General features: G+C 60.5%; 12 protein-coding genes and 1 pseudogene. 8 read left to right on the top strand and 5 right to left on the bottom strand.

All coding sequences use genetic code 11. The features are described 5' to 3' along the window. Nucleotides 1-394 precede the first annotated feature (394 nt). Nucleotides 395-601, top strand: a pseudogene (locus tag FHT29_RS34425) (type II toxin-antitoxin system VapC family toxin); the annotation flags it as partial. A gap of 119 nt (nucleotides 602-720) precedes the next feature. Here FHT29_RS34425 and FHT29_RS08285 read toward each other — a convergent pair. Next, the gene (locus tag FHT29_RS08285; RefSeq protein ID WP_168599570.1) at nucleotides 721-1,488 is read right to left on the bottom strand and encodes a helix-turn-helix transcriptional regulator; all 768 of its coding nucleotides are present in this window, start codon (nucleotides 1,486-1,488) and stop codon (nucleotides 721-723) included. A 169-nt stretch (nucleotides 1,489-1,657) separates the two neighbouring features. Here FHT29_RS08285 and FHT29_RS08280 point away from each other — a divergent pair, with 169 nt between their 5' ends. Both FHT29_RS08280 and FHT29_RS08275 read left to right on the top strand, forming a co-directional pair. After that, the gene (locus tag FHT29_RS08280) at nucleotides 1,658-3,916 is read left to right on the top strand and encodes a marine proteobacterial sortase target protein (RefSeq protein WP_168599547.1); all 2,259 of its coding nucleotides are present in this window, start codon (nucleotides 1,658-1,660) and stop codon (nucleotides 3,914-3,916) included. Nucleotides 3,917-3,936: 20 nt separating this feature from the next. Continuing rightward, a complete protein-coding gene (locus FHT29_RS08275) occupies nucleotides 3,937-4,530 on the top strand; it encodes a class GN sortase (RefSeq protein ID WP_246703011.1) in 594 nt (197 codons plus the stop codon). Nucleotides 4,531-4,837: 307 nt separating this feature from the next. Here FHT29_RS08275 and FHT29_RS08270 read toward each other — a convergent pair whose 3' ends face one another. The 4 genes from FHT29_RS08270 to FHT29_RS08255 form a co-directional block, all read right to left on the bottom strand. Further along, the gene (locus tag FHT29_RS08270) at nucleotides 4,838-5,971 is read right to left on the bottom strand and encodes an NAD(P)/FAD-dependent oxidoreductase (protein ID WP_168599545.1); all 1,134 of its coding nucleotides are present in this window, start codon (nucleotides 5,969-5,971) and stop codon (nucleotides 4,838-4,840) included. A gap of 164 nt (nucleotides 5,972-6,135) precedes the next feature. Then, complete coding sequence (locus FHT29_RS08265; RefSeq protein ID WP_280518145.1) at nucleotides 6,136-6,591, bottom strand: amidase family protein; 456 nt, start codon at nucleotides 6,589-6,591, stop codon at nucleotides 6,136-6,138. Nucleotides 6,592-6,617: 26 nt separating this feature from the next. Continuing rightward, nucleotides 6,618-7,538: a dihydrodipicolinate synthase family protein gene (locus FHT29_RS08260; protein ID WP_168599544.1), complete on the bottom strand. Its 921-nt coding sequence runs from the start codon at nucleotides 7,536-7,538 to the stop codon at nucleotides 6,618-6,620. Nucleotides 7,539-7,621: 83 nt separating this feature from the next. Then, nucleotides 7,622-8,335, bottom strand: coding sequence for a FadR/GntR family transcriptional regulator (locus FHT29_RS08255; protein ID WP_047638529.1), 714 nt, complete (start codon nucleotides 8,333-8,335; stop codon nucleotides 7,622-7,624). 212 nt (nucleotides 8,336-8,547) lie between these two features. Here FHT29_RS08255 and FHT29_RS08250 point away from each other — a divergent pair, with 212 nt between their 5' ends. The 5 genes from FHT29_RS08250 (at nucleotide 8,548) to FHT29_RS08230 (ending at nucleotide 15,709) form a co-directional block, all read left to right on the top strand. After that, complete coding sequence (locus tag FHT29_RS08250; protein ID WP_168599543.1) at nucleotides 8,548-10,491, top strand: ABC transporter substrate-binding protein; 1,944 nt, start codon at nucleotides 8,548-8,550, stop codon at nucleotides 10,489-10,491. Between the two features lie 86 nt (nucleotides 10,492-10,577). Further along, the gene (locus FHT29_RS08245; protein WP_112440394.1) at nucleotides 10,578-11,564 is read left to right on the top strand and encodes an ABC transporter permease; all 987 of its coding nucleotides are present in this window, start codon (nucleotides 10,578-10,580) and stop codon (nucleotides 11,562-11,564) included. 9 nt (nucleotides 11,565-11,573) lie between these two features. Beyond that, entirely contained in the window at nucleotides 11,574-12,695 is a 1,122-nt protein-coding gene (locus FHT29_RS08240) for an ABC transporter permease (protein ID WP_168599542.1), read from the top strand. 7 nt (nucleotides 12,696-12,702) lie between these two features. Continuing rightward, nucleotides 12,703-14,424, top strand: a complete 1,722-nt coding sequence (locus tag FHT29_RS08235) for an ABC transporter ATP-binding protein (RefSeq protein WP_168599541.1) — start codon at nucleotides 12,703-12,705, stop codon at nucleotides 14,422-14,424. A 97-nt stretch (nucleotides 14,425-14,521) separates the two neighbouring features. Then, nucleotides 14,522-15,709 (top strand): galactarate dehydratase, encoded by a 1,188-nt coding sequence (locus tag FHT29_RS08230; RefSeq protein WP_047554856.1) that lies wholly within the window; start codon nucleotides 14,522-14,524, stop codon nucleotides 15,707-15,709. Nucleotides 15,710-15,771: the final 62 nt, after the last annotated feature.

Raw genomic sequence — 15,771 nt, 5'->3', positions numbered from 1 at the left:
CCTCCACACAATCCAATACAGCCAAAGCCTTAAGCCGCTGTAGATCGAGAGGTTAGTATTCTACCTATCCGTTCGTTTCTCAGCGTTCGTGCGACAAGGTACAGGAGAGATCTAGACGCCCAAATGTTCGGCAATGCAAGCAGCAGCAACGGATCCGGCACCGCCAGGCAGCACCCTCGACGATCGATAGAGTCCAATGCTCGATGCGCGGATACATCCCGCTGTTTTATCTCCGTTGACATTTGATAAGCTAAGCTTATTATTAGCGTGCTGAATTTGATTAACCTCCAGTCCAGCAGAAGGCGGCCCAGTTATTTCCCTAAACTGGACCGCTTTTGCTTTTTATTGGATACCTCCCTGCCCTACCCGGCAACTCTGCACCCGTGCGCGAGAACTGATCTCGGCGGCGACCGTCTTTGAAGCGTCAATGGTGCTTGAAAGCCGACTCGGAGAGCAGGGGGAAGTGAGCTGGATCTTTGGCTCCATCGGCTCAACGCCGAGATCGTGGCGGTCTCTGCCGACCATAGCCCTAGCCAAGCTGACCAGCGAGCCCTTGCCGTTCAAGGGCAATGATTTTTCCGAAACAGACATTCGAGCGGCAACAGAAAACGACCGCTGGCATCCTGCCATCGGAGCACATCACGACTGCGGCGCGTGCGACGCCCATCGAACGCTTGCCGACTCCGCGGTTCTCTATTTTCATGCGCGAAATACGGCGATTCAGGCTAGCGCAACAAATCCCGCATACTTCTCAGCGATAGCCTTGCTTAGAATGGAAGAATAGACCGCGTGATTTTGGTCGCTGGTCGAAACGCGACCATAGGACGGTTTCTCAAAGGTCGATATCGGCAACAGGGCCAGTGGCGTTGAGACAGGAGTGAGGTGGGAGCCCTGCCCGGCGCGCAACGTCGTCAGAAGACCGAACATCTCGCCGGTGATGCTTGGGCGGGACAATATCGCCATACGATACTGCCCGGACGAATTCGTGACGAGATAGATATGCCCCGATAGATGCGGAACCGATACCGAGCCCTGCTGTGAAAATGAGGCGTCGCTGCGCTCGCGCTCCCTGAAACTCAGGCGCGTGCTTTCGCTATTCCAGGCGATCTCGGTGCAATAGGCAAAAATCGCATTCTGATCCCCGAAGGATGGCCGAAGCGTGAGATAGACCCCCTCGAGCCATGAAACCGAAGCACGCGAATAGGCACCAAGCTCTTCCGGGGCATGCCCGGACTTCTCGTTGCCCGATGCCGGCTGCGCTCCTGCCGACTCGCGCAAAACAACGCCCATCGCTTGCTCCAGGCGAATGATGGTCGCAAGCGTGAAAGGGCGATGTCCGGAAAGAGCCTTCTCCAATGTCGAAAGACTGATGCGTGCATCGTTGGCCAGGCGCTGCCTGGAAATGCGCCGTCGGGCAATTTCTTCGCGAACCCGCGCCGCCACGGCACTATTTTGACTGTCCGACAAATACGGGTCGCCCTGGACCATTCGTTCATTTCCTGATTGCGTAATTTTCTTCACAATTCCACACATACCCGCCACCGACAATACCGTTTACGGCAAGATGCGGACGAAACAGGGCAAAGCTTACGCTGGCAAGAAAATAGCCTTTATTCACAATGGCTTCTGTCATTCCACAGCGAATAAGGAGCCTGTCATGTCAGCCGCGCTAAGCATTTCATCTCGCCGATACCGGGAGACTGTCCTCACAAGATTCGGCCAGCTATTATGGTTCAGCCATGCGATCCTGCTGCCGGTGCTTGCGGTCATCTTCGCGCTGCTGCACCCCTTAGAGTCACATGCTCAGCCGGCAGCATTCGTCACGCCGAACGAGGTGGGTGCAGGCAGCCTGCTCCTTCAGGCGACGCAAGCCGGGCAGTATGTCGAGGCGCCGCGGCTTGCGACCGATGTCGACATCGACGTCAATGGTCCGACGGCGCGGGCGGTTCTGACGCAGGCTTTCGAAAACCCGAGCGACAAGTGGGTCGAAGCCCTCTATGTCTTCCCGCTTCCGGAAGATAGCGCCGTTTATTCCCTCAAGATGATCGTCGGCAATCGGGTTGTTGTCGCCGACATCAAGGAAAAGCAGGCGGCGCGCGCCGTCTACGAGCAAGCCCGCAGGCAGGGCAAGAAGGCGGCTCTCGTGGAGCAGCAGCGACCGAACGTGTTCACCAACACGGTCGCAAACATAGGTCCGCATGAAAAGGTCGTCGTCCAGATCGAATATCAACAGGCGGTGCGCCTGACGGATGGCCGCTTTTCCCTGCGGGTTCCGCTGGTCGTTGCGCCGCGTTATTCCCCGCAGGATGCCTCCGCCATCACACAGCATGCTGACCTGAAAGCCGGCTGGGGACGGACGGAAAACAGCCCATCGCGCAACTCCGGCGATACGCCCGTCTCTGCCCCGTTGATGGCACCGGGCAGCAACCGCACCAATTCTGTCACGCTGAAAATCAATCTCAATGCCGGTTTTCCGCTTGACGAAGTCAAAAGCCTCTACCACACGGTCAAGATCGATAGGCTGAACGATACTGCGCGGCGGATCGTTCTTGACGGTGACACGACGGCCGACCGCGACTTCGTGCTCGAATGGAACACCATCGCGAGTGATGTGCCGAGCGTCGGCCTGTTTCGCGAGCATGTCGGCAAGGATGATTACGTGCTCGCCTATGTGACGCCGCCGGCAGTGACGACACCGCAAAAGGCCGGCCGCGAAGTGGTCTTCGTCATCGACAATTCCGGCTCCATGGGCGGTACCTCCATCGAGCAGGCAAGGGCGAGCCTCGACTACGCTCTGTCCCGGCTCGAAACGAATGATCGTTTCAACGTCATTCGTTTCGACAACACGATGACCAAGTTCTTCCCGGATTCGGTCATGGCGACGGCTGATAATATTGCCACGGCACGCCGCTTCGTCACCGGCCTGGAGGCTGCCGGCGGAACGGAAATGTTGCCGCCGCTCCATGCCGCGCTCGATGACAGCCATCAGGCGGGCGGATTACGTCAGGTCGTTTTCCTCACCGATGGCGAGGTCAACAACGAGCAGCAGCTTCTCGATGCGATCGCTGCATCGCGCGGACGCTCGCGCATTTTCATGGTCGGCATCGGCTCCGCGCCCAACACCTATCTGATGAGCCGTGCCGCTGAACTTGGTCGCGGCAGCTTCACCCACATCGGATCAGTGGCCGAGGTGAACGAACGCATGCGCGCACTCTTTGACAAGCTGGAGAACCCTGCCGTCACCGATATAGCGGCGGTCTTTCCGGAAAAGAATGTCAGCCTGTCGCCGAGCCTCCTTCCCGACATCTATCACGGTGAACCGCTTGTCTTGGCTGCCCGTGTGGGGAAGGCAGAGGGCACTTTGACCGTCAGCGGGATGGTTGGCGATCGTCCGTGGACACTTTCGCTGCCGCTTGACCGGGCAAGCAGTGCCAAAGGCATTTCCAAGATCTGGGCGCGTCGCCAGATCGATGATGCGGAGGTCAATCTGACCCTTGGCAAGATCACGCAGGCAGACGCCGACAAGCGCATCCTTCAGCTGGCCCTGGAGCATCACCTGGTCACGCGCCTGACCAGCCTTGTTGCGGTCGATACCAAGCGTCTGCGCCCGACAAACGCACCGCTGGCTGAGGCCGACATTCCATTGCAGCTTCCCGCCGGCTGGGATTACAAGACGCTTCTCGGCATCGGGACTACCCGTGATGCCAACGCGGACACCAAGCGCCATCAGGCGGCCGACAAGCCACGCAGCCTCGACGGCGATGCGGACATTGAGGCGATCTCGGCACCGGCTTCGGCGAATGTTCCGCTGCCACAGACCGCAACGCCCGCGATGCTTCTCATTCTTCAGGGGTTGTTTGCTCTGTTGCTCGGCGCTTCGCTTCTGGCCTGCGCGTCACGAAGGAGCAAAGCATGACCACCGGTACTCGCCAAGCCATGGGGAGCGCGCCAGCGCGCTCCCTCTCCGCCTTCGCAGCATGCATCCTCATCGCGACAGGTCTGTTCCTCGCGGCCCAGGGAGGATGGATATATGCCAAGGCGGGTGTTGCGCAGATCCTGCTGGAGCGCGCCTTTGCGCAAACCCTCACGTCAGGTTCGCCGGTCAAACCCTGGAGCTGGGCCGACACCTGGCCCGTGGCCCGTATCGAGGTTCCACGGCTTGGAGCTTCCGCGATAGCGCTCAAGGGTGCAAGCGGCCAGGCGCTGGCCTTCGGTCCCGGCCACCTCGACAATACGCCGGAGGCGGGCGAGGAGGGCACGGCGGTCTACGCCGCACATCGTGACACGCATTTCGCCTTCCTGAAAAACATAAAGGAGAACGATCGCATCCGCATCTCGCGCAGTGACGGTCAGGTTTTCACGTTCCGCGTCACCCGCATGGCCGTTGCGCGTTGGGATGAAGCTGAGATCGACCCGAACGCGCGCGGCGTTCATCTCGTTCTCGCGACGTGCTTTCCCTTCGATGCCATGACATCGGGTCCGCTGCGCTATCTGGTTTATGCCGATCTTGACCATACTGCCGCGCCGTGACGAAGAACGTGCCAATTTATCGCGCTGAGGAAGACCACGTTGGCGAGCGAGAGAAGGAGAAGAGCGAAAAGGCGAGACATTTTCGGTGCTGAAGACCACTACGGAAATACATTGAAGATCACCGAGGCCGTTTCATAACTCGCCGGTGGCAGTTCGCATCGGTTTGCTTGCAACGTGTGTGCCACGGCCGAGCACTATAATGTGGCGCCATCCTTCTGCGAATTGCCATAGGATATCCGCGAAAGACGAGACGTCTGTCGACTAGAGAAAGGCCGTGCAGGGGTCGAGGCGACGCCGTATGTCGCAATCAAATGCTCGCGGACTTTGTCTCGGCGATCGAGTTCGCGATTAACCGCGCCTCGATACCTATCTGGCGTAGGAGGCCCGTTGTGGCGGCATTGAAGCCACAGAAATACAAGCCATCCTTTGCCGGGTGTAGCTCGCTCCTTGCCGGCTTGCCCCCATCTGGAAGTCGTTCAGCCAGGTCGGGCAATAGCGTGTCGAGAGACGGCGTGTAGCCCGTCGCCTGCACAATCGCATCGAATTCCGCGGATTGGCCGTTCGTGAAGAGCACGCTCGAACCGTCCGATATTTCGATGCTGGGGAACACCTTTATCCGGCCATCTCTCATCTTTGCAATCGTACCGATGTCGATCAAGGGCGTTCGGCCTCGCTCTATCATCGTGGTCAGAGGTCCCTGCTTGGAGCGCGTGAGCCCCATTCCCTCGATATCGCGGTAGCGCAAATGCAGAAGAGGCGCATTGACTGCATCGACCAATCTGTACGGCAGGTGTTGTTGAGCAATGGCGATTGTCGCGGTCGACACGCCGAACATTTCCCTCGGAACGATATTGACCGGACCGCGAACCGACATGGCGACCTCAAGACCCGCTTCGGCGCATTCGAGCGCGATCTCTCCCGCCGAGTTTCCAAAGCCGACCACCAGTATTCGACCTGCGTTGAGGTCAAACGCATTCCGGTATTCACAAGAGTGGATGATATTCCCCTTGAACGTGTCCTGGCCAGTCCAGTGTGGTCGGACTGGCGAGTTTGACAGTCCGGTAGCGATTATGACGGTTCTCGCTTCGAGTACATCGCCGTCCGCGGTCTCGACGATCCAATTCGCTTTCTTGCGAACGCATGTGACCATCTTTCCAGCAATTACGTGAAGGTCATTCGCACGCGCGTAGTCCTCGAGGTAGTCGATGATCTGCAGTCGTGACGGATACTTTGGAAAACCCGTCGGCATCGGCCTTCCCGGAAGTGCCGAGTGCCTTTTTTCCGTATGTAGATGGAGCCGATCGTAGTGCCTTCGCCACGAAGCTGCGAGCTTGTCAGCGGCTTCAAGGACGACCGAAGGACAGCTCTTTGCGCGAAGTGCCGAGGCACATGCCAGCCCCGCCGGGCCTGCACCGATGATGATTGTCTCCTCGATAGCCATGCACAGTTCCTCCGTATGAGTCCTTGCACTCATCGTCGGAGGCTACATCATCGTCTGAGTACCAGACAGGGGTTCCCATGACCGCCGCGCAATGTGCTCTCCCGGTGCGGATCGCCGGCAAGGTCCACGGCATCAGCTATCGCGGCTGGACACGACGCCAATGATCATGGCGGTGACAGAGAGGATTCCATTGCTGCGCCCAAAGACAAGACTTGTTCGTCCGCAAAGCGTCGGCCGACGATTTGAAGCCCGACCGGCAAGCCGTTGGACGCGCGTCCGGCAGGCAGCGATAGAGCGGGAGGCTGGGGCAGCAGGTTGAATAGACAGGTCATATCAAGGCCCGCGAAGCTGCCGTCCGGCAATGTCGCGACATAGTCGTCGTCGCATTCGTTCAATGGTGGAGCGGTGATCGAGCAGGTCGGACACAGCAGCGCGTCGTAGCTTTCGAAAAGCTTTGCCATATCCCGCCACATCGAGGTGCGGAGCAGCTCCACTCGCTTGTAGTCCCGGTCAAAAGACGCGTAGTCAGCGCAGGGCCAATCCCTTGACGCGTTTGCACTTATCCGAGGGATCGGCGCATCATCGAACGAGCAATCAGATTTTGATGCAGCACGCCGCAAACATATGAACGGCGGAACTCAAAGCACTAGAGGGTAAATGCATCGCCCGTCTCCTGCCAACCGCAAAGCAGCGCGAACAACTCCTCGCGATCCTTTTGGTCGAGGCGCGGCAATCCCGGAACGCGGACTGGGCCGACATCAAGGCCGGAATAGGTGACCGCCTCCTTGACGACCGTGACGTTGGCGCCGTTGCGGAACTTCGTGCGCATGCGCTCGAAGGGCTCGAGCTTGTTGACGATCGCGCGCGCACAGGCGAAATCGCCTTTGGCCAAAGCCGCATGAACTGCGAGCGACAGTCGCGGCGCGACGTTGACGAGGCCGGAGGTGAAGCCGCGCGCTCCCGCCGCCGTAAAGCTCGGCGCCCAGCTTTCGGCGAGGCCGCAAACGAAGAGCGCGCCGTTCGGATCGGAAGCTGCAATCGCCCTTGAAAGCAGCATGAGATCCGTCGTGGCGAATTTGATGCCGACGATGTTGCCGTGACCGGCCAGGCGAACCATGTCGTCGACGCTGAAGCCGTCGGCCCGGACATAGGCGACCAGCGGCAGCGGCGAGGCTTCCGCCAGGTTGCGAAAATAGTCGATCTGCGAAGCAGGGGCGGCGAAAGGGTCCACCGGCTGATGAGACATGACGGCGGTGGCGCCGATCGCGGCCGCGTCCTTGGCCATGCGGATCGCCTCGTGCAGGGAGCGGCCGATCGCCGCCGTCACCGGCGCCTTGCTGTCGACGCCCGATATGGCAGCTTCGTGGACGCGGCGGATCTCTTCCGGCGTCAGCGCATAGAACTCGCCGGTATTTCCAGCCGCGACGATATTGTGAATGCCGGCGACGGCAACCCGCTCATAGACCTTAGCGGTCACGCGTGGCTCCACCTCGCCGTTTCCGTCATAGGCCGTCACGGGAACTCCGGACACACCGGTCAGCGCCTGGCGCATGATTGCAATACTCATGGTCCTACCCTTTACCTCTTCATCGTCAATCGAAGCTCTAAGGGGGCGTCAACCGCCTCACCTTCCTCGCTTCGAACATCCCATCAAACGCCCTGGAACATACGGGCGCGTGCATTCAAAATATGCCTCTTCATGGCGTCATGGGCCTCGGCCTCCTGCCGTGCGAAAATCGCCTCCACGATCACCGCATGCTCGTCCTGCACGCTGCGGATCTGCTCCGGCGTGCGCTTGAGGCTCAGACTGCGCGTCACCGAATGCCCGATGGCGAAATGCGGCTTGAACCATTCGCGAACGGTAATGTGAAACTGATTGCCGGTCGCGATCGCAATGGCATCGTGCAGCCCCTGATCCTCCTCGGCACCAAGCCTGCCTTCACCAAGACATTGCTCAAGCTTCTGGAGCGCCGCTGTGATGCGCTCTTTATCGGCAGGCTGCCAATTGCGCGCGGCAAGCTCGGCTGCCTCCGCTTCAAGCCCTGCCCGGAATTCGAAGAAGCGCTGGACATCCGCGAGCGACCCCACAGGCACCATGTTCAACACCGACGAATCCGGTCGTTGTCGAACGTAGGAACCTGATCCCTTACGAGAGACGATCAGGCCGTCGGCACGCAGACGCTCCAGCGCATCGCGCACCACGGGCCTTGACGCGCCGAAGGTTTCGGCAAGCTTGGCCTCGGACGGCAAGCGCTCGTTCACCGGAAATTTGCCATCGGCGATCATGGCGACGATCCTCTCGTAGATGATGTCGCCAAAACGGGTCGGGCCCGCGCTGGAATCGTTGGCGACCGAGAGTGTCATTATCGTCCTTCTTGATGTTGCCGGATGGCAAGCAATAGCGCACTTCCTGCGCGTTAGGGCTATATAATCTGTAAATATCTGTCAACTCTTGTAATTATCTGAGAACGAACTTATGGTCGTGCCGCTGCGCCAGGACGGTGCATTGCGACGGGTTGGGAGCTTGTCGCGCCGGTTCAGACAAAGTCGGGCCGGCGTTCAACGGGAGGGATTCGATGCGCGATAAGATATTGTCTCGCGGTGTGAGCAGGCGTGCTGTTCTTGGAGGCATGGCGGGTATGGCAGCCTTGTCTTTAGCTGGCCGCGTCAGCGCCGCCGATGGCGGTGAAGCTCCGGCACTGGCTGATCTGGTCAAGGCAGGCAAACTGCCGCCACTCGCCGACCGGCTGCCGAAAAAGCCCATGGTCGTCACCCCTTACGAAAAGGTCGGAACCTATGGTGGCACGCTGCGGCGCGGCCTCAGGGGCTCGTCTGATCATAACGGCATTCTGCGCATGGTGGGCAACCAGAGCCTGGTGCGCTGGAACCTCGATTTCACCGAAGTCCTGCCCAATCTTGCCGAATGCTGGGACGTCAATGCCGACGCCTCGCAGTTCACCTTCCACCTGATCCAGGGTGTCCGCTGGTCGGACGGCCATCCGTTTACCGCCGACGACGTCGTTTTCGCGATCGAGGATTGCGTCAAGAACACAGATCTTTACAGCGCGACGCCGGCACAACTCTCCGTCGCCGGCAAGGCCGTTGATGTCACGAAGATCGATGATTATACGGTGAAATTCACCTTTGCGGCGCCAAATGCGCTCTATCTGGAAAACCTGGCGACCCCGCTTGGCCAGCATCCGACACTGTTTCCCAAGCACTATTGCAGCCAGTTCCTGCCGAAATACAATCCGAATGTCGCTGACGACGCCAAGAAGGCAGGTTCCAACAGCTGGCCCGAACTTTTCCGCGCCCGCTGCGGCGATATCGAGATCCCGTCGCGCTGGGGCAATCCGGACAAGCCGACGCTCGATCCCTGGGTCGTCAAGGAACCTTATGCCGGCGGCGCCACACGCGTCGTCATGACCCGCAACCCGTACTTCTGGCAGGTCGATACATCAGGCAACCAGCTTCCCTATGTCGATGAGATCAACTTCGGCATCTCACAGGATGTGGAATCGCTGATGTTGAACGTCATCTCCGGCAAGATCGATATTCAGGAGCGTCATATCAGTGTGCTCGCGAACAAGCCGACGCTGTCGCAAAACATGAAGAAGGGCGACTATCGCCTTCTAACCTTGATCCCTTCGACCTCGCAGCAGTGCCAGATCTACTTCAACATCACCCACAAAGATCCGGCCATGCGCAAGATGTTTGCCGACAAATCGGTCCGGCAGGCGCTCTCGCTCGGCATCAATCGGCAGGAGATAATCGACATCGTCTATTTCGGCCAGAGCCAGGGCTATCAGGCCGGCCCCCGGCCTGAGCATCCCTGGTACAATGAAAAGCTGGCACGTCAATTCACCGACTACGATCCCGACAAGGCCGGCGCCATGCTGGATCAGGCCGGCTACGGCAAGAAGGATGCGAACGGCTTTCGCCTGCGGCCCGACGGCCAGAAGATCTTCTTTGCCGTCGACGTCATTCCGACCCTCTATCCCGACCTTGTCGACGCGCTGGAACTCGTCAAGGCGCATTGGGCGCAGATCGGCGTCGACATGAAGGTCAATACGATCGAGCGGGCGCTGTATTACACGCGCGGCGACGACAATGCCCATGACGCCCAGGTCTGGCCAGGACCCGGTGGTCTCGACCCGATGCTCGATCCGCGCGATTTCTTCGCCTTCCATCCGCAAGGCTCGCGCTACGCCATTCCTTGGTCGGTCTGGTACACGTCGAACGGCAAGCAAGGCGAAGAACCGCCGGAAAGCCAGAAGAAGCGCATGAAGCTCTTCGACGAAGCGCGCTCGACGGCTGATCTCAATAAGCGCGGCGCCGTCATGAAGCAGATCTTCGACATCGCCGCAGATGAATTCGAAACCGTTGGGCTTTGCCTTGCCGTCGGCGGCTTCGGCATCATCCGCAACAATCTGCGCAACGTCCCGGAAAAGCAGCCGGACAGCTGGTCATGGCCCAATCCGGGACCTGCCATGCCGCAGCAGTTCTTCTTCACCAGCTGATTGGACTGATCAAGCGCCGCCTTCCGTGGGCGGCGCTTTCCTTCGTGCGGCGCTGCCTGCGACCGCGCTCAATGCGAGAGATTGCTATGCTCGTCTTCATCGGAAAACGCCTTTTGTGGATGATCCCATCCCTGTTCGCCATCAGCTTCCTCGCCTTCGTGCTGATCCAGCTGCCGCCCGGCGATTATGTGACGACCTATATCGCCACCCTCGCCTCTTCGAACGAGGTCGTCGACCAGAACACGGCAGCCCAGCTGCGCGAACGCTTCGGTCTCGATCAGCCGATGCTCGTTCAATATCTGAAATGGATGTGGGGCATTCTTTCGCGCGGCGATTTCGGTATTTCGTTCGAATGGCAGCAGCCCGTCTCCGGCCTCATCTGGGAGCGCATGGCGCTGACGCTCATACTGGCGCTCGCCGCCCTGATCGCCACCTGGGCAATCGCGCTACCGATCGGTGTCTATTCCGCAGTCAAGAAATACTCGATCGGCGATTACCTCTTCACCGCCTTCACCTTTCTCGGCCTTGCCATCCCGTCTTTCCTGCTGGCGCTGGTGCTGATGTATGTCGCCGCGGTGGAGTTCGGCCAGGATGTGGGCGGCCTGTTTTCCTCCGAATACGAGACCGCGCCCTGGAGCATCGCCAAGATGCTGGACCTGCTGTCGCATCTCTGGCTGCCCGTCATCATTCTCGCCGTCTCCTCGACGGCAAGCCTCATCCGCGTCATGCGCGCCAATATGCTTGACGAGCTGCCGAAGCCCTATGTGACGACGGCGCGGGCGAAGGGCCTGTCGGAGTTCAGGCTTCTGGTGAAATATCCCCTGCGCATCGCGCTCAACCCATTCATCTCGACGATCGCCTGGCTGCTGCCCAATCTCATCTCGGGGTCCGTCGTCGTCGCAATCGTCCTTAACCTGCCGACGGCAGCACCGCTGCTGCTACAGGCCCTGATGGCACAGGACATGTACCTCGCCGGCGCCTTCGTGCTGTTGATCTGCGCGTTGACGCTGGTCGGGTCGCTGATCAGCGACATCCTGCTTGCCCTCGTCGATCCCCGCATACGGTTGGAGTAGGAGCAGCCCATGGCCGACATCGCCGTCACAAACCTCCGCCCTGATCGTGCTGCGGTGGCATCGCAATGGCAGCTGATCTGGTGGGCATTCCGCCGCCACCGGCTTGCCATGGTCGCTCTCATCGTCACAGTACTGATGTACATCGTCGCCCTCGTGCCAGGGTTTTTCGCCATCAACGATCCCACTCTGCAGAATGCGCGGGCAACCTTCCATCCGCCGCAGAGGGTGCATTTCATCGACACCGACAACGGCGTCTCCCTCGGCCTGCATTACTATCCGCTGAAGCTTACCCGCGATCCGGAAACGCTCGCGGCGATCTTTAAGGAGGATACGACCAAGCGGGTCTCCATCAGCCTGTTCGGACGCGGCTACGACTATTCGGTGCTGGGCCTCTTTACGACCAACATCCATCTGCTCGCATCCTCCGACAAATCGACGCCTCTGCTGCTGTTCGGAGCAGACCGGCTCGGGCGTGACGTCTTCAGCCGCACGATACAGGGCGCGCAGATTTCGCTGTCGATCGGCCTTGTCGGTGTGTTTTTCTCCCTGCTGCTCGGCATCGTTCTCGGCGGCATCTCAGGTTATTACGGCGGAAAGCTCGATTTCTTCATCCAGCGCCTGATCGACTTCGTGCTGTCGCTGCCGACGATCCCGATCTGGCTCGCCATGGCTGCCGCACTGCCGCAGGGCTGGCCGGCCGCACTTCAATATATGATGATCACCATCATTCTGTCGCTGACGGGCTGGGCGCAGCTTGCCCGCGTCGTGCGTGGCCGTTTCCTGTCGCTGCGCACCGAGGAATTCGTGGCAGCCGCCAAACTGGACGGCGCGAGCGAAGGACGCATCATCTTCCGCCACATGCTGCCGAGCTTCGCCAGCCATATCATCGCCTCCATCACGCTTGCCGTGCCGGCGATGATCCTCGCCGAAACATCCCTCTCCTTCCTGGGGCTCGGGCTGCAGCCGCCGACCATCTCCTGGGGCGTGTTGCTGCGTGAGGCGCAGAACATCCGCTCGATTGCCACGGCGCCATGGCTGTTCCTGCCCGGCGTCGCCGTCGTCGTCGCCGTCATGGCGCTGAACCTTCTTGGCGATGGCCTGCGCGACGCGGCCGATCCCTACAACAAATGAGGCGGGTATGACCGATATCGTTTCCATGGCCACCACCCGCCCGCTGCTGCAGGTCAGGAACCTGACCGTCGACTTCCCTTTGCGAACAGGCACCTTTCGCGCGGTCGACAACCTCTCCTTCGCCATTGAACCGGGCAAGACACTGTGCGTCGTCGGCGAAAGCGGCTCCGGCAAGTCGGTAACCGCACGCTCGATCCTGCAGATCGTCGATGCTCCGGGGCGCATCAGCAGCGGCTCGATCATCCTGAATACCGCGAACGGCACCTCCATCGATCTCGTCAAGCTCAATCCGCGCGGCCGCGAGATCAGGGCAATCCGCGGGCGCGACATCGCCATGATCTTCCAGGAGCCGATGGCCTCGCTCTCGCCGGTCCACACGGTCGGCGACCAGATCATGGAAGCGCTTCGCCTGCATACGAGAATGAGCAAGAAGGAGGCCCGCGCCGAGGCGATCTCGCTTCTGAAGCAGGTGGAAATCCCGTCGCCGGAAAAGGCCATCGACCGCTATGCCTTCCAATATTCCGGCGGCATGCGCCAGCGCGCGATGATCGCCATGGCGCTCGCCTGCAAGCCGCAGCTTCTGATCGCTGACGAACCGACCACTGCGCTGGACGTAACCACGCAGGCCGAGATCCTCGACCTGATCGCCCGCCTGCAGAAAGCCTATGGCATGGCCGTGCTGTTCATCACCCATGACATGGGCGTCGTTGCCCAGATCGCCGACGATGTGCTCGTCATGCATAATGGCCTCGTCAAGGAGTACGGCCCGGTCGAACAGATTTTCCATGCGCCGAAGGACGACTATACGCGCATGCTGATCGGCTCCGTCTTGAAGCTCGAGGAGAAGGCCGAAATCCGGCTGGCGCGGCCACCGCTCGACCGGACCGTCGCCCCCATTCTCGAACTGCGCAACGTATCGATGGCCTTCGGCGAAGTCCGCGCCCTGAACGACGTCTCGATATCGCTTCTGCCACGCGAAACGCTCGGGATCGTTGGCGAGAGCGGATCCGGCAAGACGACGATGGGCCGCTCGATCATGCGCCTCATCGACCCCAGTGCCGGAGAAATCCTCTATCGTCGTACGGATGGCGAAGTCATCGATCTGGCAACGGCCAGGGGATCCGCGCTTGCGGCGGCGCGACGCGAATTGCGCATGGTCTTCCAGGACCCGTTCGGCTCGCTCAATCCGCGCATGACCGTCGCGCAGATCATCGGCGAACCGCTGCTCGTCAACGGCATTGCCCGCGGCCGGGCGCTCGATGAGCGGGTCTGCCGCCTGATGGAGCAGGTCGGTCTCGACCCGAAGACGCGCGAGCGCTATCCGCATGCCTTCTCCGGCGGGCAGCGCCAGCGCATCGGTATCGCCCGCGCAATAACGCTCAACCCCCGCATCATCGTCGCCGACGAGGCGACGTCGGCGCTCGATGTCTCCGTCCGTTCGCAGGTGCTCGATCTGCTGATGCGGCTGCAGGATGAGCTCGGCCTCGCCTATATCTTCATCAGCCACGATATCGGCGTCATCCGTTACATGTGCGACCGCGTCGGCGTGATGTACAAAGGCCGCCTTGTTGAGGTCGGCGATGCCGCGAAGGTCTGCAACGCCCCGGAACACGCCTACACCCAGGCACTGATATCGGCCATCCCCCGCCCCGATCCGCGCGATCGGGATCGTTCAGGACGCTTCCGCTATGTCGAGCCGGAAGTCCTGAAAAACGGAAGCGCAGCGTGATGATGATCAGTCGGGCACCGGATCGCCACGGCGACGATTTCCAAACCTGCGGCACGTCCCACGCCGCATCCATAAGCATCGATAGAAGGAAATAGAGATGAAAATCGACCGCATGCGGGTGTTCATGACCCGCGACAAGGACCGCCCGCGCGTCATCGTCGCGCTCGACACGGATGATGGGCTGACGGGCTGGGGCGAATGCTACAATCACGGCCCTGACAAGGCGCTTCCGCCGCTGCTCGACTATCTCTACGCCTTCATCGCCGGTCAGGATCCGACCCGCATCGACTATCTCGTCAACCTGTTGATCCAGCAAAGCCGGTTCCCGCCCGGCGCGCTTGGCCTTTCGGCGATTTCCGCGCTTGACCATTGCCTGTGGGATCTCTCAGCCAAAGCCCTCAATGTTCCGGTCTACAAGTTGCTCGGCGGCGCGGTGCGTGATCGCATCAAGGTCTATGCCGGCGTCTATACCGCACCGGATGCGCCGGCGGCGCGGGACGAATTCGACCGCCTGAACGCCGAATGGGGCTTTACCGCCTTCAAGCTCAGCCCGTGGCGCATCGACATGCATGCCCATCGCTGGGGCAATGTCGTCAAGGCTTCGGCCGACTATTTCCGCTCGCTGCGCGAAACCGTGAGCGACGATTACGAGATCGCCTTCGACGCCCACGCGAAGATCTTCGAGCCGATTGCCGCGCGCCAGCTCGGCAATGCACTCGCACCCTACGACCCCCTCTTCTACGAAGAGCCGCTGCGCCCGGAAAACATCGAAATGTGGGGCGAGCTGAAACAGGGGCTCAACTGCGTGTTGGCGACGGGCGAGTCGCTCTATAATCGCAACGAGTTCCTGCGCCTGCTGCAGGTGAAGGGTGCCGATCTCATCCAGCCCGATATCTGCGTCGTCGGCGGCATCAGCGAGATGCGGCGCATCGCAACGCTTGCCGAGGCTCACTTCGTCGGCGTCGCCCCGCACAATCCGATGGGGCCGCTGGCAACCGCCGTCAATGTCCACTTCTCGGCCGCCGCCCAGAACTTCAAGATCCTCGAATACCGACTGCCGAAGGGGCAAACCTATGTCTATGGCGGCAACAATATCGAAAAGCGCCAGGGCGAGACCCGCTATGTCGTCGATCCCTATCTGCCGAAGGACGGCTACCTCGAGCTGCGCCCCGACAGACCCGGCTGGGGCGTCGACATGGACGAGAAGGCGATGGAGGAAGAGGGCTATATTCACTGGCAGCGGCGCGTGCCCAAGCGCCCGGACGGCTCCTACGCTTTCGCCTGACCGTTCGTCGGAGAGCGGCTCCTCGGATGCAGTGACGACAATTCGCTCACCTTAAACGAGAC

It is taken from the genome of Rhizobium sp. SG741 (assembly GCF_012275435.1).
GTDB classification, from domain to species: domain Bacteria; phylum Pseudomonadota; class Alphaproteobacteria; order Rhizobiales; family Rhizobiaceae; genus Rhizobium; species Rhizobium lusitanum.
Note: the sequence above shows the minus strand (reverse complement) of the source record. Positions and strands in the feature narration are given on the sequence as shown.